This window comes from Thermanaeromonas toyohensis ToBE (assembly GCF_900176005.1).
GTDB lineage: Bacteria > Bacillota > DSM-521 > Neomoorellales > Neomoorellaceae > Thermanaeromonas > Thermanaeromonas toyohensis.
This window is the reverse complement of sequence record NZ_LT838272.1, coordinates 682,463-708,215: the sequence shown is the minus strand read 5'-3', so window position 1 is coordinate 708,215 and position 25,753 is coordinate 682,463. Positions and strand designations below refer to the sequence as shown.

Here is a 25,753-nt window from a genome sequence, read left to right as displayed (position 1 = left end):
TCGGCCAAAGGAAGCTTTAGGCCGAGGCTGGCTTCGTAGCCGCATTTTAGCAAATATATTGTAGAGCTGTCAAGCTTATTGCCCATGCTTTCCGTAATGGAAGCTATAAATCTTCTATATTTTACATTTTCCGGGATCCCATGGTATTCTAATCTCAAAAATTAAATCTAAAGAAGGAGGTTCAATATGAGCACCAAACCCCTTACGGCCCAAGGCAACAGCCAGAGCCTGGGGCTGGTGCCCGGATTGGTATTAACCTTTGTTTTGGCCCTGGTAGCCAAACAACTGGCTAGCCTACCCTACCTTAACCTTTTAGGGAGTATGGTCCTCGCTATCCTAGTGGGAATGGCCTGGCGTCACTTCATGGAAGTTCCTGAAACAGCCTTCCCAGGTATCACTTTTGCTAGTAAAAATATGCTCCGTTATGGTATCATCCTTCTGGGCTTGCGCCTTAATATACCTCAAATCCTTGCTTCCGGACCCCAGGTCCTACTCCTAGATCTAGGGATTGTATTTACTGCCCTCACCTTTATCCCCTTATTAGCTAAAAAAGCAGGATTGCCGGGTAATTACGGTTCCCTTATCGCCATAGGTACAGGTATATGTGGGGCCTCGGCCATTGCTGCTACCGCTCCAGTCATTAAAGCCCATGAAGAAGAAGTAGCTATATCTGTAGGTATTATTTCCTTAGCAGGTACTTTCATGGCCTTAGCGTATGCTTTGCTTTACCCCGTACTTCACTTCTCATCTAGTCAATTCGGGCTTTTTTCTGGTAGTACCCTCCAGGAGTTAGGTCATGTTATAGCTGCCGCGCAAGCGGGAGGTCCAGATAGTCTAGACCTAGCCATCCTAGTCAAACTGGGTAGAGTGGCCCTCTTAGTACCTGTAGTCCTCCTGCTGGGGATATACTATAACCTTCGAGGCAATAAAACCACACCTAGTTGTCAGAAGCTCCCCTTTCCATGGTTTATCCTGGGATTTTTAGCCTTAAGTATGTTTAACACCTGGCACATATTACCTCCTGTCCTAGTAAGCTCCCTTATCCAGTTAGGGGTATTCTTGCTTACTATGGGTATGGTTGGATTGGGCCTTAACGTAAACTTAGATATGGTTAGACGGGTAGGAAGTAAAGGCTTAAGTGTAGGGTTCCTGGGCTCCCTGTTCCTTACCCTGTATGGCTACTTGGTCATAACCTGGTTACAGTTTTAAGATAGCCTTTTAATCCAGAAGAGAGAAGGCCTCTTTAGACAGCAATAATCTCAGAAAGGCTTCCGCTGACGGGCTACGGAATTTGTGTCGGCTATAAGCCACACGTAAAGAGCGTTTAAAGTCCACTCCTTGTAGTCTAACTTCCCGGAGCAGGTTATTCCTGCTTTCTTTTTTTATAGCCAGCCGCGAGATAATAGCCACTCCCAGACCAGCCTCTACAGCCTCCTTAATGGCTTGAGTGCTACCTAGTTCCATAGCTATTTTTAAAGCGCATAGATCTAATCCTGCCTTTTTTAGTCCTTCTTCTGCCACTTGGCGCGTCCCAGACCCTTTTTCCCGAAGGATCACCGGCTCTCTCCTTAAATCCTCTAAAGTAATCTCTTTTCGTTCGGCCCAGGGGTGCTGGGGCGGAACAATAACCACTAGTTCGTCCTGGTAGATGTCCTGTTGGATAAGGTCAGGATGTTCTACACGACCCTCCACAAGACCTAAATCTAACTCGTGGCCTAGGACCCGGCGGACAATCTCCTGGGTGTTAGCAATCTCTAGGGTTATATCAACTTCCGGGTATCTTTGTTTAAAATAACCGGCAATACGGGGTAAAAGATATTCACCTATGGTCAAAGTGGCCCCGATTACGAGTTTACCTTTTACTTTGCCGGTTACCTCGGCCACCGCTTTGCGGGCTTCATCATAAAGCCGGCTTAGTTCCACTGCGTAATGATAAAGAACCCGGCCAGCCTCAGTCAGGGATACATGTCTATTATTCCGATCCAGAAGGCGGGTGCCGAAATAATCTTCCAAATTCTGGATATGGATGCTTATGGCCGGTTGAGTCATATGGAGTACTCTGGCTGCTCCAGAAAAACTTTTCTGCTCAGCTACCGTCTTAAATACTAGCAACTGGGTATCTAGCACGCTTAACCACCCATCCCTAAAGTTCTTTAACAATCAAAAGTATAAAGAAAAAAGGGCTACTTCTCTTAAGCCCCTCCTCTTCTTAAACTATTTTCTTAAACTATCATTGTAAGTACCTAAATAAACTTAAGAAAAGATATTGGTGCGGGCGAGAGGACTTGAACCTCCACGGGCGAAAACCCACTAGATCCTAAGTCTAGCGCGTCTGCCATTCCGCCACGCCCGCACCTTGGTGAGCCATGGAGGAATCGAACCTCCGACACCCTGATTAAAAGTCAGGTGCTCTACCGACTGAGCTAATGGCTCACGTAGAATAATGGCTGGGGCGGCTGGATTCGAACCAACGAATCACGGATCCAAAGTCCGTTGCCTTACCGCTTGGCTACGCCCCAGCGCCAAGGTCCTAAAATTGGGGTGGGTGAAGGGACTCGAACCCATGACCCCCAGGGCCACAACCTGGTGCTCTAACCAGCTGAGCTACACCCACCACGGTTATTTTAACCTTATAACATGGCGCGCCTGGCAGGACTCGAACCTGCGGCTCGCGGCTTAGAAGGCCGCTGCTCTGTCCAGCTGAGCTACAGGCGCTTCTTTAGAAGCCTCTAGCTCCTAGAACCCGCCGGGGCGACTTAGGTAGTAAAACTAACCCCGGCTTCCCAAATTTAAGTGGAGCGGGTGACGGGAATCGAACCCGCGCAACCAGCTTGGAAGGCTGGGGCTCTACCATTGAGCTACACCCGCAGGAGCAAGATTCATTATACCTTATAACCCCCACCATCGTCAACCGTGCGCATCCGCCGACAAGCCAAAAACTCTAAGTAGCGCAGGCCAAAGGGACTGTAGAGCCCGCGCTCGATGGCTTAAAGTGTTTTTTACTTTTGGATCTAGCTCCCCTAAAGTTTTACCCACCTCTGGTAATAAAAATAAAGGATCATAACCAAACCCATAAGTGCCCCGCGCTTCGGTAGTTATAACTCCTTCTAAACATCCCTCGCCAGTATAAATATCACCTTCTGGGGTACATAGAGCCAGCACACAACGAAACCTTGCCCGTCTTTTTTCTTCTGGGTAGCCCCTAAGAAGACCTAACAGCTTTTCATTATTTTGAGCATCCGTAGCCCCCTCCCCTGCAAAACGCGAAGAATAAACCCCAGGTGCTCCACTCAGGGCTTCTACTTCCAGTCCCGAATCATCTCCCAAAGCAGGCAACCCTGTTAAACTGGATACAAAGCGAGCCTTAAGTACCGCGTTTTCTTTAAAAGTACACCCTGTTTCAGGCGGAAGCTTTAAGCCGGGAAAATCCTTAAGCGACCATATTTCTAAATTAAGGGGTTGTAAAAGCTCCTTAAATTCTTCTATCTTGCCCGGATTGCGAGTGGCCAGCACAAGTTTTCTAAGCACTGTCCTTCCCTACCCGTTCAGCCAACGGTCCTAAAGTCTCTCTTTGGATAGCTATAAGTTTAGCGATCCCCTCCCAGGCTAGATCCAACATTTGCTCCATTTCCATCCGGGAAAAGGTTCCCCCCTCACCTGTACCCTGAACCTCTACCAGTTGCCCCTTCCCCGTCATGACAATATTCATATCTACTTGAGCAGTGGAATCCTCTTCAAAAGAGAGATCCAGCAAGATATGCCCGTTCACCTTACCTACGCTAGTGGCAGCTAAGAAATCCCGAATGGGGAGCCGGGACAAGGTTCCCGCTTCTACCAGACTAGCAAGGGCATCGGCCAAAGCCACAAACCCACCTGTTATGGCTGCTGTCCTAGTCCCCCCATCGGCCTGCACCACATCGCAGTCGATCCAAATAGTCCTTTCTCCTAAAGCCTCCAGATCTACTACACTCCTTAAAGAGCGGCCTATAAGGCGCTGGATCTCATGGGTACGGCCAGAAAGTCTTCCTTTAGCTGCTTCTCTTACCGTCCTCTCCTTAGTAGAACGCGGTAGCAAAGAATATTCCGCCGTTATCCAACCCTTACCCGTTCCTTTTAAAAAAGGAGGAACTTTTTCTTCTACGCTGGCGCTGCAGATCACTTTGGTGTCCCCCAAAGTGATTAATACCGAACCCTCAGCATACTTTAAATAATGACGCTGGATATTTACCGGGCGCAGTTCCCACGGTCCCCGACCGTCAGCCCTTAGCATAAAATCCACCCGCCATTTTCTGTTAAAATTTATTTAAACCTAATCCACTAGTTTTACCTGTTGTACAGACCGTAACTCAGGCCAGCCCACCAACTTTTGGGCCGTGTTACGAAAAGTTTCTGTTGGGCCGCTCACGTAAAAAGTATGGCTTTTAGACCCGTGAAAACTACGTAACCCACCCTGTTCCCTTAAGATAGCAGCTAACTCCCTTACTGTACTGGCTGCTGGATCCACCAAGACTACTTCCGGTCCGGTGACTTCCTGAATCAGCGGAGCCAGGAAAGGGTAATGGGTGCAGCCTAAAATTAATGTGTCAATTCCCTCCTTTACCAGAGGGGCTACATATTCAGTGACAGCAGTTCTGGCCTCTTCTCCTTCTATAATACCTGCCTCCACTAGGGGGACTAGACGGGGGCAGGCCTGAAGGTAAACCCTAACTCCTGGAGATAAGGATTTCAACAATCGCTCATGTACACCACTGGCCACAGTAGCTTCGGTCGCTATTACACCAATACGACCCTGGCGAGTTACAGCCAGGGCTTCCTTAACCCCAGGTTCAATAACACCTATAATGGGAAGATTATATTTTTGCTTTAAATACGGGAGAGCTACAGCTGAGGTGGTATTACAGGCATCTACGATGGCTTTAACCCCCTGCTTTATTAAAAACTCCACAATGGCTTGAGCATAAATATTTAGCTGTTCTATTGTTTTAGAGCCATAGGGTACATGGGCAGTATCCCCGTAATAGATAATCGTTTCTGCCGGAAGCTGGCGAAGTATTTCACGGGCGATGGTCAACCCGCCCACACCGGAATCGAATACCCCTACCGGCTGCTCTGGCAGCACCTTCTTCATCTCCCCTGGAGAGCCCTCCGGTGGTAATGTCCTTGTAAATTTACCCTTAAGATTTATATGTATATACCAGGCTTTTTAAGAATACACAGCAAGCCCATTCTAACAAAGAAGGCTCGGGAGCGCAAGGTGTCTACGCTTACTTAAAATATCTCCTTAGGCCCTCCAGGATACCAGCTGCCGCTTTGGCCTGGAAAGCAGGATCATTAAGAAGTTTTTCCTCTTCAGGGTTGGAAATAAAAGCCACTTCCACCAAAACGGAAGGCATTTGTGTATTCCGTAATACTGAAAAGTTAGCTTCTAGGATCCCAATGTTTCGCAGGCCCAAAGCAGCCACCAGGGACTCCTGTATACACCGAGCTAAGCGGAGCCGTTCATCACGCTGCTCTTCCAGTTCGGTCCCGGGAGGCGCATAAATGTAGGTTGCAGTTCCGCCTACCGCTGGATTTAACGAGGAATTGCTATGTATACTGATAAATACATCAGCCTTTAGATCATTGGCGTAATAAGCGCGTTCCGCTAAGCTAAAGGAGGTACTCTCCCCCTCTCGGGTAAGATACACACGGGCTCCCTCGGCCCGCAACAGCTGAGCTAATTTTAGGGCTATGGCTAGGTTTACATCTTTCTCCTTTACACCAGTAGGTCCGATGGCCCCAGGATCTGGTCCCTGGGGGTCTGTCCCATGCCCGGGGTCTAGAACTATCTTGCTTCCCTTAAGTGAAGGTTTGCTTAAGTAAAAGAATAAGCCTTGTCCGCCTAAAGCAGTTTCACTAGTAAGTTTTAATGGAACTTCCAGATCGAAAACTAAACGTACTGTATCTTTAGTATATTGGCTTAAGCGGAGGCGACTAATACCGTTCTTCCCCACCTCCACCTGCCACCGATCCCGGGGGATTCCCAAAAGGGCTCCTGGGATATCAACTACTAACCGTGTAGGATTAGATAAAAGGAAAGAATTATATTTAAAGGCCTGGGTTGCCTGTACCCAAACTTTCAATCCTTCGTTCACTGGTATAACTTCTAGCCCAGTGATAACCAACGCGCCCCCACCTTGGCCGGGTTCGGAGCTTTTTTCTATAGGCTTTAAGGTAACCAAACTAAGGGGTAAAAAGCCCTGGCGCCCTCCATCTAACTCTACTTGTACCCAACCGCTTTGCTGAGACTTGACCTTTAGTTCTGCCCCGGCCGGTGCTACAGCTACTTGCCGGTAAACAGGGCCAGGCCCTTCCAAAACAGCAACTGGGTTATCCCCTACTACGGCTACATAAGAACGGTCCGAAGGAGTAACCCCTCCCTCTCCAGGATCCCCTTCAGAAGGGGGCTCTTTAGATCCTGTAAGGGGTTCCACCCATTTAGCAGAAATCCACCCTACTTCACCGCTGGGTAGCCGGACCTGGTACCATCCCGTTACCCCCCCAAGGATCTGGAGTAGCGTACCCTTTTCTACTACTGTTTGAACTTCATAATGGAGCCCTGGGCCACTACGTATATTTACATAACTACCTGTAACCCGGACCTGCTCAAAGCCCACCTTTTCCGGTAGCCATATATACACACTAAAGGAGGCCTCATCCCATTCTACCAAAGCGCCAAAGCTCTCGGCCACCACCCGTGCTGGTACCATAGTAGTATCCTGCTTTAAAACAGGTACTGTATCAAGCCCAAGGAGTCTACCATTTAAACGCGCTTGCTTTTTACCTATCCACAACTCCAGGACATTACCATACCGCTGGATAATAACCTTCTGCTCCTCGTTTTTCCACTCCACCTGGGCACCCATATATTCCATAACAGCACGGATAGGGATCATAGTACGTCCAGTAGCATCTAAATAAGGGGGCACAGCTGGAGTAAGCAAGTTTCCGTTTATATAAACCTTAACCTCGTTACCTGCTTGGGCGGGCTGGTTTCCTAATCCTACGAGGCCTATGTACCATAACAATAAACAAAAAACAACCAGCCCCCCCTGCCTCCAGGGTAAACGGGCGACCCGGCTACCCTGTCGAATCTTAAGCAAAGCCCTTCTCTCCTCCTTGGTAAAACTGGTATTAATCTACTAAATTCGCCATTTATGTCGACTCTCCTCCCTTCCTGTATCTAAAACGTTCTGCCATTTTAATCAAGGCCTTGCTTCCGAAAACCACTTCAAACTCCATAGCACATAAGGCCTCCCACAGCCGCACGTCCCAGCAGGCTGCTACTACCCGGCTTTTTACCAAGCTTCGTTAGCATGTTTTAACGCAAATTTTATAGTATTTCCGAAAAGCTCTTCGCTATAAGTAGAGCATAAGGGGAGTAAAAGCGGAAAGGAAGCGAAGATGGCCTTTACTGGTAGCGAAATAGATTTGGCGAAAAAGGACTAAATAATAAATAAAGATCTGAGCCAAACCTTTCAAAGGCCCAGACCTCAAGGATAGCTCTCCTATCTTTTAAACAACCTACTTCTTTATTATTGCTTCATTCCTGGTCATGGCCGAAGAAACATCTACATGGCCAGCAATGGTATCTACTACTTTGCCCTCCACCAGGATCTGAACTTGTTTGACAGTAGGAAATTGAGTGAGGGTATTTACAATGGAATACACGGTGAGGCTTTCACCTAGGGAACCCCCGCTATGGTTGGTTATGAGTTCCTTGCTAAAGTCCACCCGGGCTAACCCATCCGGCCGGATATTTATATCTTTAAGTACTGTACCTTTAGGAATAGTAGGAAGTAACTTAGAACCTGGTGCAGGGCCCTTAATAAGCTCCTCAATGGTAGCCCGAGCTATACCTTCTACCTTGGGAATAACCCTCTCTTCAGCTACCAACTTCTGCCCGCTAGGGTCGCTAAAGTAAAGGATCACCTTTCTTGTCTCCTGGGTCTCTGTGAGCTGAGGTTTTTCAGGTTGGCTTATCCCCTGCTGAGGGGTCTGCACCTCTATCTGGGATCCCTTTTTTCCGCTTAAGTTTTTGGCTAAACCGCAACCACTTAAAAGAAAAACTATAACCACCAGAAGCCCTACTATACGCCACACAAAAGTACCCTCCTTTCTTAACCCTGCTATTTCATTCATATCGGGGAAAGGAGGGATATATTACTAAAATTCTTCTTTACTTTCAAGATAGAACCTCCCGCAGGGAGGCTATCAACCTTTGATTCTGCCTGGGAGTACCTATAGTAATACGCAAGAAGGTGGGGTAACCAAAAATATCCCCTGTACGTACAATGACCCCTTTACGCAAAAGCCGATTAAATACTTCCCGGCTGTCCCGGCCTACGTCTACGAAAATAAAGTTGGCTTCAGTAGGGATAAATTGGAGACCCAGGGCTTCTAGCTCCCGGTAGAGAAACTCCTTCCCCTCCCGGTTTATTTCCCTGCTTTTGGCCACGTGGATCTCATCTTTTAGAGCAGCCGTAGCTGCTACCTGGGCTAAGAAATTGACATTAAAAGGTTCCCGCACCCGGTTTAAGGCGTGGATTATTTCCGGCTGCGATATCCCATACCCCACCCTTAAACCCGCCAGCCCATATATTTTTGAAAAAGTACGTAAAACGATAACGTTGGGCCGACCAGACCGGACGTAAGCCAGGCTATCGGGATAAGCAGGGGAGGTAACGTATTCATTGTAAGCTTCATCTATAACTACCAAAACATTGGTCGGAACCTTGGCCAGGAAAGCGTCCAGCTCATCCTGCTCAACGATGGTCCCCGTTGGATTGTTGGGGTTACATATAAATACCAAGCGCGTCCGGGAGGTAATGGCCTCTGCCATAGCTGTAAGATCGTGGCGGAAATCCCGGCAGGGTACTTTTATAGCCCTTCCTCCCATAACCTGGGCTGCAAATTCATATTCCGAAAAAGTAGGATCAGCCACTACAATCTCCTCACCAGGGTTTACGAAGGCTTCAGCCAGAAGTTTAAGGATCTCGTCAGTACCATTGCCTATGATAAGTTTATCCGGGGTTACTCCTAGTTTTGCCGCCAGGGCTTCTTTTAAGTAATAGCAGGTCCCATCAGGGTAAAAGTGGATCTTTTCCACCGCCTCCCGCAGGGCCAGGACAGCCTCTGGAGAAGGACCTAAAGGGTTTTCGTTAGAAGCAAGTTTAACTACATCTTGAATACCTAATTCGCGTTGGACCTCTTCTATAGGTTTGCCGGGAACATAAGGCTTTATTTCTAGAATAGCCTCCCGACACTGGGGAGCAAGATTATCCATGAGATGTGTTCACTCCTTTTATAGAGAATATATTTTCTCCTCGTTTAAAATCTTTACCCCTTTAGAAGTTAGAACTTCAATGGCCTTATCCAGATCCTCCACCCGGAAGATTACCAGGGCACCGTTATCCCCCTTACCCAAGAAAGCATACAAATATTCTATATTGATCTTGGCTTCCTCGAGGTGAGCCAAAATAGAACTTAAAGCGCCAGGCCGGTCAGGCATCTCTACGCCTATAACTTCAGTTAAGGTCACTGTAAATCCTGCTTCTTTAAGGGCTTGGTAAGCGCTCTGGGGATCATTAACAATAAGGCGTAAGATACCAAAATCAGAGGTATCGGCGATAGATAAGGCCCGGATATTAATGCCCCTGGCCGCCAGAACCCGGGTGACAGCTGCCAGGCGGCCGGATTTGTTCTCTAGAAACACCGATAATTGTTTAACCTTCATGGGCTAGCCCCCTCTACTTAAAATATTTGTTCTTACAGTTTTCTCCGGTCAATGACCCGCTTGGCCTTACCTTCGCTCCGGGCTATAGTCTTAGGCTCTACCAGGGTAACTTTTACACTAATTCCCAAGGTGCTCTCCAACTCCAGGCGCAATCTCCTCTCTAATTCTTCCAAGCCACGCACTTTATCAGAAAAGAGGCTTTCGGAAACCTCCACCTGTACCTCTAGGGTATCAAGACTCCCTTCGCGATCTACAATAAGCTGGTAGTGAGGCTCCGTCCCGCCGATCTGGAGGAGTACACTTTCCACCTGAGAAGGAAATACGTTAACACCACGGATAATAAGCATATCATCAGTACGTCCGGTAATACGGGCTATGCGTACTCCCGTACGGCCACACGGGCATTCTCCAGGTAAAATAGCGGTAATGTCCCGCGTACGGTACCTGATTACGGGGAAGGCCTCTTTAGTTAAAGAGGTGAGGACTAACTCCCCCATCTGGCCAGGCGGCAAAACCTCTCCTGTGGCGGGATCTATTACTTCAGCCAGGAAATGATCCCCAAAAATATGGAGGCCATTTTTCTCCTGACATTCAATGGCCACCCCTGGCCCTATGACCTCGCTTAGTCCATAAATATCCACAGCGCTTATCTTTAGCCTACGTTCAATCTCTTTACGCATATTCTCTGACCAGGGCTCGGCGCCGAAAATACCACACCGGAGTTTGAGCTCTTCAGGGCTTACCCCCATCTCCTCCATAACTTCGGCTATGTGCAGGGCGTAAGAAGGGGTACAGGTAAGGACGGTGCTGCCAAAATCCTTCATAATCATAACCTGGCGCCTGGTATTACCCCCTGAGATAGGAATCACGGAAGCACCTAGACGCTCAGCACCGTAATGGATACCTAGTCCGCCGGTAAAAAGTCCATATCCATAGGCGTTATGGATTATATCGTTCCTAGTAGCCCCGCCACATACCAAGGCCCGAGCCATGAGCTCAGCCCATACATCAATATCCCGCCGGGTATAGCCCACAACGGTGGGCTTCCCTGTGGTGCCTGATGAGGAGTGAAGACGCACCACTTCGCTCATGGGGACCGCAAACATTCCGAAGGGATAATTTTCTCGGAGATCGTCTTTGGTAGTGAAGGGGAGCTTGGCTAAATCTTCTAGACTTTGAATGTCGCCCGGTTCTAGTCCTATCTCCTGGAAGGCCCGGCGGTAGTGGGGCACGTTATAAAAGACCCTTTCCACCGTAGCCTTAAGCCTCTCCAGTTGTAGCTCCTGTAATTTCTCCAGTGGCAAGCATTCATATTTCTGGTTCCAATACACTTTAGTTTAGCCCTCCGCTCTAGTAGTAAAACATAAAAGTAATTAATGTAGTTCCACACTTAGGCCAGGTTTCCTTCCTCCTATACTATATTTCCCATACAAAAATCCTGAAACTTAAGCCTTAACTCCGCCGGGTGTTCTTCTTGCCATCATAGCTAAAGATAGTTTTCTTACCTTCCACCACTGTCTCCAGATGTACCGGCCGACCCCAAAGAAGGTATACATGCTGCAGGGTTTTCTCCAAATAGGGAATGTCTAGTTCAAGGCCCTCGTAGCAGTGTTTAAGGTATAGTTCCCCCCGCCGGTCGTAGTCAGCATCTTCCACCACTATATAGGGGTACCCACAGTTAACCAAACGGGAAACCAAACCGTCGCGGACCTTTTCCCAATCCTTCTCTACCACAACCCATTCGTTACCCACCCTTTCATAAAGGTAGAGGTCGAGTTCTTCTACCAGTTCTTTAGTGAGGTAATTACGCAGGAAGGAAACATCGTTCTCAAGAGAGCGTACTTCGAAAATTTTCTCCCTTCCCTGGCCTTTCTTCCGCCCTGGGTCGCAATATTCCTCCTCTTCCGTAAGATTATCCCAACGGCGCTCAATATCTTCGAAAATCTTAAGCCCTACGTAGTAGGGATTAATATGCATCTTGGCAGGCTGCAAAACAAAAGCGTTAAGCCGGGCAAATTCCACCGCCTCTTCGTCCGGCAGGTCCAGCTCCCGCATTATCCTTACATGCCAGTAAGTGGCCCAGCCTTCGTTCATTATCTTGGTTTGAAGTTGTGGCCAAAAATAAAGCATTTCCTCTCTTAACATAGCTAAAATATCCCGCTGCCAGTCTTCGAGGATAGAACTGTGGCGCATTATGAAGCCTATCACATCTTTACAGGGCCGGAGAGGTATTTTCTTGGGTCTTTCTTGGTATTTGGGCTTCACAGGCGTCCGATCCAGAGCCCATAGATCATCGTAAGGTGTTTGTCTGGTAGGCTCTCGATTAGACTCTCGATCCGTTTTCTCTTCCTCCTCTCCTTCACCATCTCGGTTTAATTTACTTAAGGGGCCTAACGGTTCGATATGCTCTTGCACCGCCATGGCTGCATCCAAAAAAATTTCCACTTCCCGACGGCCATATTTGAATTCATATTCCCGCATCTTGGCTGCATGTACAGCCATGGTTTCTACCATTTTCCGGGAAGTGTAACTAAAGTAGCAGTTATTTTTAAAAAAATCACTATGGCCGAACACATGGGCGATAACTAATTTATTTTGTACCAGGGAATTCCCCTCCAAAAGAAAGGCATAACAGGGATCAGAATTAATAACCAGCTCATAAATACGGCTTAAGTTGTAATCATATTGCATCTTTAAGCGACGAAAATGCTTGCCGAAGCTCCAGTGCGAAAAGCGAGTGGGCATGCCATAAGCCCCAAAAGTATAAATTACATCAGCTGGACAGAGTTCAAAACAGACAGGGAAAAAATCCAGCCCCATACGGCGGGCTAGGGAGGCAATATCTTCTATGGCCTCTTCCAGCGCTGCTAGCTCTTTGTCCATTCCCTTTCACCCCTTAAGAGGTGCTGCCGCATAAACCATACACATAATGGAACAGGAGTGTGACCGGAAACTTTAAGGTGGAAAAGTCCTAACCCTAACATCATATATCCTCACGTTTATATATACGCCTGACAGGCCGCCGACCTGGCCTGTCTCTTGGGGATTAGCTTAGCAGCGCTGCAGCTAAAGCCACTAGAAAAATCCCATCAAAAACTCCGGCGCCACCGATGCTTACCACCTGGGCTTGGAGGCGGGACAAGGCCCTTAGGTTTAAGATATCAGCCCCGAGAAGAGTTCCTAAGGCCCCGGCCACATAAGCTACAGGTGCAGCATCGTGAGGAGCCACAAGTAATGCCGCTAGGGCTGCCATTATGGGCGGGATAAAGGTGGGCAAAGAAATGCCTAACCCCGGAACCACCCGGGCTAAAGCCTTGGAGACCACTGTTATTACCAGGGTAGCCAGGCTAGCTGGACCTAAGGGCGCCCGGCCGGTTAGCAACAGATAAAGGGAAAAAAGTATAGGAATGACCGCGCCTCCTACATTGATGCAGATAAGCTGGTAATTCACCCGTGGGGGATAATAGAAGAAAAAGAAAAAAATATTTTCCGGCCAGGGCTGGTGGTAAATACGGCGGCGAGAAATAGGGATATTGATGAGGCTACCTACAATAGAAGCTAAAAGTAAAGCCAAAGCCCCCAAAGGAGATAAACCCAGTTTAGCAAAAGAAAAGACAGCCAGGTTCAAGAAAAAGGAAGCCAACAGCACGGGGATAAATAAAAAAAGAAATATTAGAGGCCACAACATGGGAAAAAACATACCAAATCCCCCTCACCCTAGCATAACATGTGGGAAAAAGACCGGCAACAAAAAATTAGGGCCGGATACACTTTCCCCCGGTCTCCAACCCTAAGTATCTGTATGGCGGATTTTCTAAAGGCTACTCTTACTGCTTTCTTACCTCCACTTGGGCGAGCTTTTCATAGAAACGCACGATGGCGCTATGGTCAGCATCACCCAGCCCATCCACCTTTAGGGCCTGAAGGATTTCCATGACCAATGAAGTTAAAGGTACAGGAACCCCCATCTCATGGGCGGCTGACAAAGCATTAGCCAAGTCCTTTATGTGCAAATTTATTCGGAAGCCTGGTTTAAAGTTCCGAGACATCACCATGGGCGCTTTCATGTCGAGTACCATGCTCCCGGCCAGCCCTCCCCGGATGGCCCGATAAACCAGCTCGGGATCTACCCCAGCTTTGGTGGCCAACACCAAAGCTTCAGACATAGCAGCAATGTTTAGGGCTACTATGATCTGGTTGGCCAGCTTTGTCACGTTTCCAGCGCCTATATCTCCCACCCGTACTACAGAGCTGCCCATGGCTTTAAGGATATCATAGCATTCCTCAAAGTCCTCCTGCTTCCCACCCACCATAATAGCCAGAGTGCCTTCGATGGCCTTGGGTTCGCTCCCGCTAACCGGCGCATCTAGCATGCGCACACCTTTTTCAGCCAGCTTAGCGGCTATCTCCTTGGTTACCCGCGGGTCTATAGAGCTCATATCGATTAATATGGAACCAGGTCGGGCTCCTTCGATAAGACCGTTGGGTCCCAATACCACTTCCTTTACATGGGGAGAATTAGGCAGCATGGTGATAAATTTCTCACAGCGCTCAGCTACTTCCCGGGGGGAGTTGGCGGGTTCGGCCCCGGCCGCCACCACTTCCTCCATGGCCTCCTTGCTTCTGTTGTAAACCACTAATTTATAACCGGCCTTAAGAAGATTTTTGCTCATGGGTTTTCCCATGATACCTAGTCCTATGAAGCCAATTTTGCCCATAATTCTTAACCCCTTTCTAAAAATGAGTAAAAAAGCCTAAATCGCAAGCCCAGATCAGGTCCTAATTTTACAACACCTGAACTTTATCCTTTCTTACCCTCTTTTTTCTAACTTCCTACCCATGATATCTAGTAGCCTTCTTTAGCTCCTTCTTCTGGTTCCCACACTAAAGCACGTTTGCTAGAGGTTATAGCCGCGTATCACTTTAGCTCCCTCTTTGGGTTCCTGTACCTCTAAAGCTACCCACATTAGGTTGAGAAGCAACAACCCGGTGGCTACATAAAAGATGGCCTTAAGCCCCCAGTGGGCGGATAAAAAACCAGCAACCAAAGGGCCGGAGAAATTACCGAAAAAGAAAGCGCTGGAGGTCAGCCCATATACACTTCCCCTTTTCTCCACCGGGGTGAAAAGGGCGATGAGGGAATTGGCGGCTGGCAATAATCCTCCCAGGAAGAACCCCTGAACCAACCGTAAAAACATAAGAAGCCATATGCTCCTCACCATAGCCTGGGGAAAGTAAAGGCTACTGGCTACCAGCAAGTTAAGGAGCAGGAGTCTTTTATACCCTACCTGGGCCGCTAGCCTCCCTACACAGGTGGCGCCCAGCACAGAAGAAATGCCCTGTACAGCCACAGCTAACCCCGCCAAGGTATTGAGGGCAGGCGAAGCCCCTACCAGTTCCCGCACATATAGGGGCATAAGAGGTTCCACGCCCCGGGTAGCGAACTGGGACAAGAAAATTACCGTAAACATTATCCATATCCTGGAGGGCCAGCGCAAGGTAAGAAAAAGCCAAGATTTGGGGGTTCTTTTAGCCTTAAGGGGGCGAAAGTTTTCTTTAATATGCCAGAAGGCTAAAAAAGTGGCCGCTGTGGCCAGGAGGCTGCCCAACTGGAAAACGCGACGATAAGGTAGAATATCCGCGAGCAGGCCTCCTAGCAGGGGTCCCAGGAGAAAGCCTAGCACCTGGCCGGCCTGAAGCAGGCCTACAGAGTAGCCTAAATGGGTTTCCGGAACCATACTCCCTATCAGGGAAAGGGCAGCGGCCGAGAAACCGCTAAAAGCCCCTAAGAGGATGCGAAAGAGCAGCACATGGTATACGCTGGTAGACAGGCTGGTGAGAAAAGTAAAAAGGGCAATACTAGCCGCAGACCGGATGAGCATGGGTTTCCGGCCGTAGCGGTCGGAAAGGCTGCCCCAAAGGGGCGAGAAAAGCCCCGTAAAGAGGGCATTGATACCTACCAAAATACCGCTCCATCTCTGTATGGCTTCAGGCTCCGTTACCCCCAGTTCGGAAATAAAAAAGGGCAAAAAAGGGGTGACAATCTGAAAGGTAGCGGTAACCATTAACTGGACAGCCACAGCAGTGTAGAGGTTGTTTTTCCATTGCTCCATTGTAGTTAGACTCCCGATGTCTTGCGGGTTTAGCTTCGCTTTAACACCGGTACTACTCGGTGGGAATTCTTGATCACCAGGATGCTGGCTTCCCGGCCGTGCTTGGCTAGGGCGTAGCTCAACGCTTCCGCCACGGTGGCCATAGGTTTGATATGAATCTGCCGGATTATTTCCGGGTCCAAGAGAGTCTGAGCGAAAATAACCTCGTGGTCGCAAAGGATCTGCGCCGTTGCGTAGGCCCGGTGCATCCCTGGCCGGTCTATTTTGGCTTCCCTTAATTGCCGGACTACTTCCGCCGGCGGAGCCTGGCTTAAGGCATAAAACATAGTTTCGTTGTAAATACCCTCACCCATAGGGGAAACCACAATAATGGTCCCGCCCTTTTTAACACAAGGGTGCTGCACCCCGTTACCGGCGATGGTCCCTAAGGCTTCTGCCGCCACATGATACAGGTTATTGTCTTTGGGATGGCCGGCGGATACAATAACTATATCTGCAGGGGAGGGAAATTCCACTTCGTAAACCCGGCGGGCCGAACGTTCAATGAGGGTCCGGTGGGCAATCTCTACTTCACCACAGATTACATCAATAATTTCCTCTTTTTCATTGACCACGGCGTTGATCAAAAGGTCTAGGCCAGAGAGCCGCGCCACATCATACCCGAACTGGATGAAGGGATTGCCTTCTACCTTCCCCAGCCCGCAACAAGGATCATCCAGGGTGGCCGGGGTATGGATACTGCTTATGGTTTCGCTGGAGGAAAGCCCCACCGCTATGGCCTTACCACCGCCGCTATACCCGGCTAGGGGATGGGGCAAAACCGTGCCTAAGGCTATCTTGAGATCTGCCTCCACGAAAAACCGGTTCACCAGGGCCGGGTAGCCTCCTGAAGTCTTGCCAAGGTTCACCAAGGGGCTGCTATTGGAAAAATGATTAAGCACCTTTACCTTCTGAGCTTTTTCACCCACCATGGCGAGGATCTCTTTAGGAGTGGCCGGCCGGTGGGAACCTGTACCCACGATAATGGTAATGTTTTCGTCTTTCACCCCAGCTTTACTTAGTTCCTCGAAGACCATCGGGAGGATCCATTTTTCAATGTTGGGCCGGGAGGCGTCGGAAATGGCAATACTCACCTTCATCCCTGGTCTAGCTAGCTCCGAGATGGGTTTAGCCCCCAGCGGATGGAGTAAAGCTTGCCTGATGGCTCCGAAGGGATCTTCTAGGGCCGGCACAGCCGGGGGCTCGAGAATGCCAATAATATTACTTTCTGGTACCTCGATGGATAAGGTGCTACTACCATAAGGCATACTAATTTGCATAGACTCGTCTTCCGCTCCTTGTATTTAAAACAAAGCTAATCCCAGAAAGGCTATAGCGAGATAAAAACTAGCCCCGGGGGTTAAATTCCCCAGGGCTGGTAGATTATGGCATTTATTTCAGGAACTTGAAAGCTTCTGGGTCGGCCAAAAAAGCCTCATACAGGGATTTACCTTTTACAGCGGGTGTAGGCTGGGGTAGGCTGGGTGCAGCCATAAGTTTCAAAGCCACAGAGTTTTGATAGTTGGGATTCCTTACGAATTCTCCCTTTTCCCCTTGTCCCTGTAAGTAGTAATAGGCAGCTCCCTTCTTATCCTTAAAAGGAGCATATAAAGAAGAGAAATTGCTCTCCACTAGATTAGCCATAACCAAGATACTAGAACCGGGATTTATGGTTACGTGGCCGTAAGAAGGAGGGATATATACCTTATCCCCTTTTTTTGCCTCTACAGCTATGATCTCTTCCACGTCACCGCTGCGATTGTTCTTTTGTAACAAGTAAAGGGCTTCCCCTTCTAATACTTCATAGTACTCAGGGTAGGTTTCTGCCGAATGGGGTTTTAAAGGGTGAAAATGCCCTACCGTCTTAATATATTCTCCTTCTATAGTACCAGGGAGAATTACTGTTATATCGTAACGTATATCATGTTGGGTAAAGACAGGTTGATCCTTAGCCCAGCATACACCCCGGTACATATAATAAAGAGGACGATCGCTAGGCGCTATATTCTGGGCATATAAAACTGGCAAAGCATCAGCCAGGCGGCGAATATCCGGCTCAGGGTGAATGATCCCAGGGGCAAATTCCAGGAGGCCGTCTGCTCTAACAGTAAAATCTTTGCCCGGTAGCATGGAAAAACCCCCTTATTAGTGATAATATCGGCTACATTATACCGTAGAATATCTCTCCTTACCATACATCTCTCGGAAAACCTTGGTAATCACCCTCTTTTCTTCCTCGTCAAAGAGGCGAGTTACTGAAAACTCTACCACCGTGGTAAGGGACCCATCTGGATGCTGATAAATTTCAGATTTAACTATCCGCCCATACCCCAATACTTCCTCGCTTTTGGTTACAATCAAGGCCTCAAGCCCCACTGGATGGGCAAGCTTATGACCATGGCGAAAAAAACCCAAGATTATATTCCCGCTACTCCTCTTCCATAGGATCAAGTTTTCCCCTTGACCTACTTGTTCTCCAGGTTCCTTAGGTAGTCGATCCACCGGAAGCCGGATAACCCAAGTAAATTCATATTTATAACCCAACCCCTATCACCCGCCGTATATTTTTTGCTGGCGCCCTTATATTAATTCTGCCTTAGATGCCCGTTTCCTTCTTTGTAGCCAGGGCTCCCAAGGGTTACCTTCTTTTTCATGGCTACCCCTCATAATATAGTAATAGCCCTTTATGGGAGGGGAAGGGTCTCATGAAGATCCTCCAGAGGCTTGAGCAATACCGCCAGGAAGAAAAAAAACTTGCTTGGGAAGGAACCTTCAAGGATTACCTCGAGATGGTCATCGCCAACCCCAAGATAGCCAGACTGTCCCATGCCCGCATTTATGATATGATTGTTTCTGCAGGCGTAGAAGTAGTTAACGGAGTAAAGCATTACCGCTTTTTTGCCGATGAACTTTTCGGGCTGGACCGAACTCTAGAAAGATTAGTAGAAGAATACTTTCATGCGGCTGCCCGGCGGTTGGACGTGCGCAAGCGCATCCTCCTCCTTATGGGACCGGTAAGCGGGGGTAAATCTACCCTGGTAAACCTCCTTAAAAGGGGATTAGAGCGCTATACCCGCCAGGATGAAGGTGCGGTATATGCCATAAAGGATTGCCCCATGCACGAAGAACCCCTGCACCTTATCCCCCACGAGCTACGCCAAGAGTTCATGGAGGAATACGGTATATACATTGAGGGGAACCTCTGCCCTTACTGCAGCTTAATGGTAGAAGAAAAATATGGTGGCCGGATAGAGGAAGTACCAGTGAAGCGGATAGTTTTTTCGGAAGAGAAAAGAATAGGCATCGGTACCTTTAGCCCTTCGGACCCCAAATCCCAGGACATTGCAGATTTGACGGGCAGCATTGATTTCTCCACTATAGCCGAATATGGCTCCGAATCCGATCCCCGAGCTTATCGCTTCGACGGCGAGCTGAATAAAGCCAACCGGGGATTAATGGAGTTCCAGGAAATGTTAAAATGCGATGAAAAATTCCTGTATAATCTCTTAAGCCTGTCCCAAGAAGGAAATTTCAAGGCCGGCCGTTTTGCCCTTATCTCGGCCGACGAATTAATCGTTGCCCACACTAATGAAACCGAATATCGTGCCTTTATCAGCAACCCTAAAAACGAAGCCCTGAGATCCCGCCTCTGGGTGCTGCCCATACCTTACAATTTGAAGGTGAGCGAGGAAGTTAAAATCTACGAGAAATTAATCCGCCAGGCCGACATCGATGTGCATATTGCGCCTTACGCTTTATGGGCGGCCGCGGTCTTTTCCATTCTGTCCCGCTTAAAAGAATCTAAAAAGCAAGGTATGGACCTGATCAAAAAAATGAAGCTTTACGACGGCGAAGATGTGGAGGGATTCCAGCAAAAGGACGTAGCAGAGCTTATGAGCGAAGCAGAGGATGAAGGTATGAGCGGCGTAGACCCCCGCTATGTAGTAAACCGCATAGCCAGCGCCCTCATCACTTCCGATACTAAATGCATTAATGCTCTGGATATCCTCCGGGCCCTAAAGGAGGGGTTGGACCAGCTCCCATCTATTACTAAGGAAGAAAGGGAAAAATTAATCAATTATATTGCCTTAGCTCGTCAGGAGTATGACGAAATAGCAAAAAAAGAAGTGCAGCGGGCTTTTATTTACTCCTATGAGGAATCCGCTCGTGCCCTTTTTAATAACTACCTGGACAACGTGGAAGCCTATGTTAACCGCACCAAGGTCAAAGATCCCATCACTGGTGAGGAGCTGGACCCGGATGAAAAGCTAATGCGTTCCATTGAGGAGCAGATCGGGGTAACGGAAAACGCTAAAAAGGCTTTCCGGGAAGAGATCCTTATACGCCTATCTTCTTATGCCCGTAAGGGCAAGCAGTTCGATTACAATTCCCATGAGCGCCTGCGGGAAGCTATCGAAAAGAAACTTTTTGCTGATATGCGGGATATCGTTAAAATTACCACCTCTACCCGCAACCCTGACCCGGAGCAGCTTAAGCGCATCAATGCTGTTATTGACCGGCTTATCTCCGAGCACGGGTACTGTTCCATTTGCGCTAATGAACTCCTGAAATACGTGGGAAGCTTGCTCAACCGATAATAATTCTATAGGCTTACTCCCGCAGAGGTTTGCGCGGCAGCATCGCAAGGGACATTACTCTGGAGTGCAAGACCCGTCTGCGAAGCTAGGTAAGGCCAGCTTAAGGAGGTGCCAAAATATGCAAACCGATTTTATCGTCTCCCGGGAAGATTGGTCTCTGCATAGGAAAGGCTACCTGGACCAACAGCGCCACCAAGAAAAGGTAGAAGAAGCCATAAGGAAAAACCTACCCCATATCATTACAGAAGAAAATATAATCCTGGCGGGTGGGAGCAAGATAGTAAAGGTTCCTATTCGCAGCTTGGAAGAGTATCGTTTTCGCTTTAATCTAAACCAGGGTCGCCACGTAGGCCAAGGGAGCGGGCATACAGGGAAGGGAACAGTTATTGCCCGGGAAGGAGACCACAGAGGAGGACGCGGCACAGGAGCGGGGGACCAGCCCGGCATGGATTACTACGAGGCGGAAGTGACCTTAGAAGAGATAGAAGAGCTCTTGTTCCGGGATCTGGAACTGCCCAACTGGCAGGAAAAAAAGAAACCCAGGCAAGCCGCCCCGGCTTATGAATTTAGAGACGTAAGACGCTCTGGTATAATGGGCAATCTAGACAAAAAGCGCACCCTTCTGGAAAATCTCAAGCGCAACGCCCGGCTAGGCCACCCTCGTATAGGAGGTTTTAAGCCTGAAGACCTGCGCTTTAAAACGTGGGAAGAAAGGATCCGGCAGGAGAGTAGTGCTGTAATCCTGGCCATGATGGATACCTCGGGGTCCATGGGTACTTATGAAAAGTATATCGCCCGCACTTTCTTTTTTTGGATGGTACGCTTTTTGCGTACTAAATACGAGCAGGTTGAGATAGTTTTCATCGCTCACCATACCCAAGCCCGGGAAGTTACTGAAGAGGAATTTTTCTCTAAGGGCGAAAGTGGGGGAACCCGCTGCTCATCAGCTTACCGCCTGGCCTTGGAATTAATAGAACAGCGATATCCACCACAAGACTACAATATTTATCCCTTTCACTTCTCCGATGGGGATAACTTACCCTCAGACAATGAGGCCTGCTTGGAACTCCTTCAAAAAATGCTCCCCCTGGTAAACCAGTTCGGTTACGGCGAGATAGTCAACCCTTACTACCGGACTAGCACCTTGATGAACGTCTTTAAAAAGATCCAGGATCCCCGTCTGGTAACTATCTCTATAAAAGAAAAAAGCGACGTTTATTACGCCCTTAAGCAGTTTTTTAGTCACCGAGAGAGAAAAAGGGCGCTCTAGCTTCGCTTCTAGCCAGTAAAACCCTTCCTACTTGAGTACTTTAGTATTTTGCCCTTAGATAACGAGGCTGGTAATACCTCGCGTTCACACCAGCAAAGGAGCATCTATGTGGTTGCACCCAAACTTAGGGAGGGAGGCCTAGGCCTCCCTCCTCCCTTACATCTGGTACTGGTACCTCATGGGCCCTGGACTAGCAGGGGCAAAAGTATTGATCATGGTACTGGTAGTAGTTTCCTTCATAGTAGGTACCTGGTACCAGCCTTTCTGGTTCATATATTGCCACACTTCATAAGCCTGCTCGGCGCAGTTGACGGCCCCTTGCTGGATCATCCGGCGCAGTTCCAGATCAGCGCATTCTAGGGAAGCCATCATTCTGAAGGCGGCCGAGGCCTTATGACATCCCAGCATCCCACTGGCCACATCCCGGTCGTCCATCTCTTCTATGGACGTGTTGGGCACCTGCGGAGAGGGATTGTGAAGTCCATATACGGGGTTGAAGCGGCGCGGCCCCCTATAAGGTATGGCTTGGGTTATCCCCCGCTGGTTGATAGCCTGCACCATATTATTGTACTCCTGGGTCATAAACTGGATCTGCTTATCTAGGATGGAGCGGAGCTGGGGATCCTTTACATGGGGCCGGTACAGCTGAAATTGATTTATGCCATCTATAGTATCAGTTAACACTTCGTGGAGCTCCATAACCTCATGGGCTCCGTAATGGGCGGTCATAGAGATCTCCTCCTGCCAAGGGTTATTGTTCCTGTTTCACCCCTTATTATCCCCTGGCAGCAGGAAAATTATTTAATAACCCTCTTCTATTTCTTCAGCTTTGCCCCGGAATACGTAATAAACGTAAGCGGTATAGAAAAGAACCCAAGGTACCCCTAGCGCCGCTATGATAAACATGGTTTTCAGGGTAAGGGGCGAAGAGGAAGCATTATAAATGGTTAAATTAAGTGCAGGATCGGTGGCAAAAACCAGGTTAGGATACATGCCCGCCGCCAAGGTAGCCACCATACCACCCAAAATCAAGGAGGAACCCACGAAGGCTGCCAGGGGTTTCTCCCGCCGCAAAGCCCTTAAAGTTGTCCCCAAACCCAGCCACAGCAAAAGGGGGAAAACATAAATAAGCGGGGTTTTAGCGTAGTTGGCAAAAAGGTGTCTAGCTTCTATGGCGGAATAGAGGGTGGCCAAAAGGTACAGGCCTACCAAGGACCACCAGGCCAACTCGCCGATGGTACGAGCCCGCTGGTAAATCTCCCCTTTGGTCTTAACCATGGCGTAAGTCGCTCCCTGCAGAATAAAGGCGGCTAGGCCCACCAGCCCCAGGAGAAGAGAATAAGGGTTAAGAAGGGTCCAGAAAGTACCCGCATAATTTTGCCCTGCATTCAGGGGAATCCCCCTGGCTATATTCCCTACTGCTACCCCGAAGAGGAGGGCAGGCAGTAGGCTTCCTAGAAAGAAGGCCACATCCAGGGCTTGTTTCTTTTCTAGGAGTTTGTTGCGGTATTCTATGGCCACAGCCCGCAGGATTAGGGCAAAGAGGACTAACATCAAGGCCAAGTAAAAGCCACTGAAAACCGTGGCATACACCAAAGGAAAGGCAGCAAAGAGGGCCCCTCCCCCTGTAAGCAACCACACTTCGTTCCCATCCCAGAAAGGTCCCAGGGCGCTAAGAAGTACTCGTTTTTCCTTGTCCTCCCTAGCTAGCCAGGGATAAAGGATCCCCACCCCTAAATCGAATCCGTCTAAAACAGCGTAGCCGGCCAGCAAGATTACCACTAAAATAAACCAAATGGTATTCAAAGTCATCCTGGCTCCCCCTTTCTATTGTGCTCCGGCTTATTCTGTACCCTTCATCTCACTCCATAAGAACCATGCACTCCAGTTATCCCACCAACTTTTAATTGCTCCTTAACCCCCGGGCCCATACCGTAGCCCTTGACCTCGCGGAACATAAGGAACAAGAAAATACCAAACAAGATAATGTAGAAAACAGTAAAAGCCACCAAAGTAGTTAGTACCTGACCCGCCGGTAAAGGAGAGACTGCTTCCGAGGTCTTAAGCAATCCGTATACTATCCAGGGTTGCCGGCCTACCTCGGTAGCCAACCACCCTAGCTGGCTGGCCACATAAGGTATAGGTATAGAGTAAAGGAGCACCTTTAAGAAAGAGGAACGGGTAGTAAACTGACCGCGTAACCACAAGTAAGCACCCCAGAGCATTACTCCAGCCAAATATAGCCCTAAAAGGACCATAAGCCGGTAAGCGAAGAAGACTGGTATTAGGGGTGGCCGGAGTTCTGGGGGGAAGTCTTTTAAACCCTGGATTGTTCCCTGGGTATCGCCGTGCACCAGTAGGCTTAGCATCCCGGGAAGCCCTACCTCCAAGGTGTTCCTTTCGCTGGCCGGATCAGGCAGGGCGAAGAGAAGCAGGGGTGCAGCCTCTTTAGTTTCCCACTGGGCTTCAAAGGCTGCCAATTTAACTGGCTGGGTATGCGCTACTTGCCGGGCATGGTTATGGCCCCACAGGATCTGGAGCAGGGTAAAGATGAGCCCGAAAATGAAGGCCAATTTCAGAGAAGGTACCGCCATATCTTCGTTTCTCTTTTTGAGAAGGTAATAAGCACTGATACCCGTAACGAAGAAAGCTGCAGTTATATAGGACGCGGCAATGGTGTGCAAGAAACGGGGGACTGTAGAAGGGTTGAAGACTGCCTCCACAAAGCTAGTTAACACGGCCCGGCCGCCCTCTATTTGATACCCAGCCGGAGTCTGCTGCCAGGAATTGGCGGCCAGAATCCAGAAAGCAGAGAGATTGGTGCCCAGGGCCACCATCAAAGCTGCAAAAAAGCGCATAAAGGGGGAAACGCGATCCCTTCCGAAGAGGAGCAAGCCGATGAATGTAGACTCCAGGAAAAAGGCAAAAACCCCTTCCGCCGCCAGGGGGGCTCCAAATATATCACCTACAAAGCGAGAATAATTGGCCCAATTGGTTCCGAATTGAAATTCTAAAGTTATACCGCTAGCTACGCCGATGGCAAAGTTTATAGCCAATAGCTTGGTCCAAAAGCGAGCCATCTCATCCCAAACAGGATTCTGGGTTCGCCAATAACGGTACTCCATTATAGCGATAAGCACCGCTAGCCCGATGGTGAGGGGAACATAAAGGAAATGAAAGGCTGAGGTCAAGGCAAACTGAATGCGGGAGAGGGTAAGGGTATTCATAATTCTTTACCTCCCTAGGCTAAAAGTATACTAATTAAGTATACTTTTAGGGTGAAAATAAAGTCTCCTTAATCTAAAGAACTCAATAAAAATCAGTCTAAAAAGCTCATATCAACCAAAGTTTTACTTTTAATATAATTGTGCTTAAAATAGCATCCTTAATGACCGTGCTTATATAACTTCTTTAGTATCTCGGGTATCACGTTTACTTTTGTGAACTAGCTCGGCCAGGGAAATTGAATCTAAAAGTTCGTTTACTACCTTTTGCACCGTAGAGAGGGTTTCATGCACAGGACAAAAATTAGCCCATTTTTTAGAACAATATTCAGGATCTACTAAGCACCGATTGATTTCTACCGGACCTTCTACAGCCTGTATCACATCCAAAAGGGTTATTTTATCTGGCGGTCGAGCTAAGCGATACCCCCCCTTTGCTCCCCTTACGGCTTCTACGAGTTTAGCCTTTATCAAGGAGCGAAAGATCTTAAGGAGAAATCTTAAGGGGATGGCTTCTTCCCGGGCAATGGTTTCCGCATCTACCACCTCTCCTACTTCTATCCTGGCCAGGTACAAAGTTGCCCTTAAGGCATAGTCCGTGGCTTGAGTTAAGCGGATATTTTATTCACCCTTCCCTTTGGACAACGCTATTCTCTCGGCCTTGGTAAAACAACCTTCCCAAGGCCCCGGGACCCTAAGGCCCGTCCGGTAAAGTATACCGTAATAGTATACTT

The 25,753-nt window shown here is 48.5% G+C and carries 23 protein-coding genes and 6 tRNA genes; 3 read left to right on the top strand and 26 right to left on the bottom strand.

The window, feature by feature from the left end; genetic code table 11:
• Positions 1-186: 186 nt before the first annotated feature.
• Positions 187-1,209 (top strand): YeiH family protein, encoded by a 1,023-nt coding sequence (locus tag B9A14_RS03410; RefSeq protein WP_084664016.1) that lies wholly within the window; start codon positions 187-189, stop codon positions 1,207-1,209.
• A gap of 9 nt (positions 1,210-1,218) precedes the next feature.
• Here B9A14_RS03410 and B9A14_RS03405 read toward each other — a convergent pair whose 3' ends face one another.
• From B9A14_RS03405 to B9A14_RS03300, 22 genes are all read right to left on the bottom strand, one after another.
• Positions 1,219-2,127 carry a selenium metabolism-associated LysR family transcriptional regulator gene (locus B9A14_RS03405; protein WP_157109764.1) on the bottom strand — a complete coding sequence of 303 codons (909 nt, stop codon included), beginning with the start codon at positions 2,125-2,127 and terminating at the stop codon, positions 1,219-1,221.
• A gap of 140 nt (positions 2,128-2,267) precedes the next feature.
• Positions 2,268-2,353: transfer RNA gene (locus tag B9A14_RS03400), tRNA-Leu, on the bottom strand.
• Between the two features lie 4 nt (positions 2,354-2,357).
• Positions 2,358-2,433: transfer RNA gene (locus tag B9A14_RS03395), tRNA-Lys, on the bottom strand.
• An 11-nt stretch (positions 2,434-2,444) separates the two neighbouring features.
• Positions 2,445-2,519 (bottom strand) — tRNA-Gln (locus B9A14_RS03390).
• 18 nt (positions 2,520-2,537) lie between these two features.
• Positions 2,538-2,614, bottom strand: a tRNA-His gene (locus B9A14_RS03385).
• Positions 2,615-2,638: 24 nt separating this feature from the next.
• Positions 2,639-2,715 (bottom strand) — tRNA-Arg (locus B9A14_RS03380).
• Positions 2,716-2,794: 79 nt separating this feature from the next.
• A tRNA-Gly gene (locus B9A14_RS03375) sits at positions 2,795-2,868 on the bottom strand.
• A 39-nt stretch (positions 2,869-2,907) separates the two neighbouring features.
• Complete coding sequence (locus B9A14_RS03370) at positions 2,908-3,528, bottom strand: XTP/dITP diphosphatase (protein ID WP_084664014.1); 621 nt, start codon at positions 3,526-3,528, stop codon at positions 2,908-2,910.
• Complete coding sequence (gene rph / locus B9A14_RS03365) at positions 3,521-4,270, bottom strand: ribonuclease PH (RefSeq protein ID WP_084664012.1); 750 nt, start codon at positions 4,268-4,270, stop codon at positions 3,521-3,523. Before rph ends, B9A14_RS03370 begins: the two co-directional genes overlap by 8 nt.
• A 39-nt stretch (positions 4,271-4,309) precedes the next feature.
• Positions 4,310-5,128, bottom strand: coding sequence for a glutamate racemase (murI, locus tag B9A14_RS03360; RefSeq protein ID WP_231967889.1), 819 nt, complete (start codon positions 5,126-5,128; stop codon positions 4,310-4,312).
• Between the two features lie 136 nt (positions 5,129-5,264).
• Positions 5,265-7,142: an N-acetylmuramoyl-L-alanine amidase gene (locus B9A14_RS03355; RefSeq protein ID WP_084664010.1), complete on the bottom strand. Its 1,878-nt coding sequence runs from the start codon at positions 7,140-7,142 to the stop codon at positions 5,265-5,267.
• 421 nt (positions 7,143-7,563) lie between these two features.
• Positions 7,564-8,142 (bottom strand): GerMN domain-containing protein, encoded by a 579-nt coding sequence (locus B9A14_RS03350; RefSeq protein ID WP_172839019.1) that lies wholly within the window; start codon positions 8,140-8,142, stop codon positions 7,564-7,566.
• Between the two features lie 82 nt (positions 8,143-8,224).
• Positions 8,225-9,325: a histidinol-phosphate transaminase gene (hisC, locus tag B9A14_RS03345; protein ID WP_084664006.1), complete on the bottom strand. Its 1,101-nt coding sequence runs from the start codon at positions 9,323-9,325 to the stop codon at positions 8,225-8,227.
• 18 nt (positions 9,326-9,343) lie between these two features.
• Positions 9,344-9,775 (bottom strand): ACT domain-containing protein, encoded by a 432-nt coding sequence (locus tag B9A14_RS03340; RefSeq protein ID WP_084664004.1) that lies wholly within the window; start codon positions 9,773-9,775, stop codon positions 9,344-9,346.
• A gap of 32 nt (positions 9,776-9,807) precedes the next feature.
• The gene (locus B9A14_RS03335; RefSeq protein WP_084664002.1) at positions 9,808-11,106 is read right to left on the bottom strand and encodes a phenylacetate--CoA ligase family protein; all 1,299 of its coding nucleotides are present in this window, start codon (positions 11,104-11,106) and stop codon (positions 9,808-9,810) included.
• A 121-nt stretch (positions 11,107-11,227) separates the two neighbouring features.
• Complete coding sequence (locus B9A14_RS03330; protein WP_084664000.1) at positions 11,228-12,658, bottom strand: SpoVR family protein; 1,431 nt, start codon at positions 12,656-12,658, stop codon at positions 11,228-11,230.
• Positions 12,659-12,821: 163 nt separating this feature from the next.
• Entirely contained in the window at positions 12,822-13,475 is a 654-nt protein-coding gene (locus tag B9A14_RS03325) for a DUF1614 domain-containing protein (protein ID WP_231967888.1), read from the bottom strand.
• A gap of 127 nt (positions 13,476-13,602) precedes the next feature.
• Complete coding sequence (gene garR, locus B9A14_RS03320; protein WP_084663998.1) at positions 13,603-14,493, bottom strand: 2-hydroxy-3-oxopropionate reductase; 891 nt, start codon at positions 14,491-14,493, stop codon at positions 13,603-13,605.
• A gap of 180 nt (positions 14,494-14,673) precedes the next feature.
• Positions 14,674-15,888: an MFS transporter gene (locus B9A14_RS03315; RefSeq protein ID WP_084663997.1), complete on the bottom strand. Its 1,215-nt coding sequence runs from the start codon at positions 15,886-15,888 to the stop codon at positions 14,674-14,676.
• 29 nt (positions 15,889-15,917) lie between these two features.
• A complete protein-coding gene (locus tag B9A14_RS03310; protein WP_084663996.1) occupies positions 15,918-17,207 on the bottom strand; it encodes a nickel-dependent lactate racemase family protein in 1,290 nt (429 codons plus the stop codon).
• Between the two features lie 112 nt (positions 17,208-17,319).
• Positions 17,320-18,057 carry a glucose-6-phosphate isomerase family protein gene (locus B9A14_RS03305; RefSeq protein ID WP_084663994.1) on the bottom strand — a complete coding sequence of 246 codons (738 nt, stop codon included), beginning with the start codon at positions 18,055-18,057 and terminating at the stop codon, positions 17,320-17,322.
• Between the two features lie 36 nt (positions 18,058-18,093).
• On the bottom strand, positions 18,094-18,471 hold the full coding sequence (locus B9A14_RS03300; RefSeq protein WP_084663992.1) for a hypothetical protein: 378 nt from the start codon (positions 18,469-18,471) through the stop codon (positions 18,094-18,096).
• Positions 18,472-18,632: 161 nt separating this feature from the next.
• Between B9A14_RS03300 and B9A14_RS03295 the strand changes: the two genes are divergently transcribed.
• A complete protein-coding gene (locus B9A14_RS03295; protein ID WP_084663990.1) occupies positions 18,633-20,525 on the top strand; it encodes a PrkA family serine protein kinase in 1,893 nt (630 codons plus the stop codon).
• Positions 20,526-20,643: 118 nt separating this feature from the next.
• Positions 20,644-21,795, top strand: coding sequence for a sporulation protein YhbH (gene yhbH / locus B9A14_RS03290; protein WP_084663988.1), 1,152 nt, complete (start codon positions 20,644-20,646; stop codon positions 21,793-21,795).
• A 156-nt stretch (positions 21,796-21,951) separates the two neighbouring features.
• Here yhbH and B9A14_RS03285 read toward each other — a convergent pair whose 3' ends face one another.
• From B9A14_RS03285 to B9A14_RS03270, 4 genes are all read right to left on the bottom strand, one after another.
• Positions 21,952-22,524, bottom strand: coding sequence for a spore coat protein (locus B9A14_RS03285; protein WP_084663986.1), 573 nt, complete (start codon positions 22,522-22,524; stop codon positions 21,952-21,954).
• Between the two features lie 72 nt (positions 22,525-22,596).
• Positions 22,597-23,607: a cytochrome d ubiquinol oxidase subunit II gene (gene cydB, locus B9A14_RS03280; RefSeq protein WP_084663984.1), complete on the bottom strand. Its 1,011-nt coding sequence runs from the start codon at positions 23,605-23,607 to the stop codon at positions 22,597-22,599.
• A 44-nt stretch (positions 23,608-23,651) separates the two neighbouring features.
• On the bottom strand, positions 23,652-25,022 hold the full coding sequence (locus B9A14_RS03275; protein ID WP_084663982.1) for a cytochrome ubiquinol oxidase subunit I: 1,371 nt from the start codon (positions 25,020-25,022) through the stop codon (positions 23,652-23,654).
• A 171-nt stretch (positions 25,023-25,193) separates the two neighbouring features.
• The gene (locus B9A14_RS03270) at positions 25,194-25,637 is read right to left on the bottom strand and encodes an RrF2 family transcriptional regulator (RefSeq protein ID WP_084663980.1); all 444 of its coding nucleotides are present in this window, start codon (positions 25,635-25,637) and stop codon (positions 25,194-25,196) included.
• Positions 25,638-25,753 lie beyond the last annotated feature (116 nt).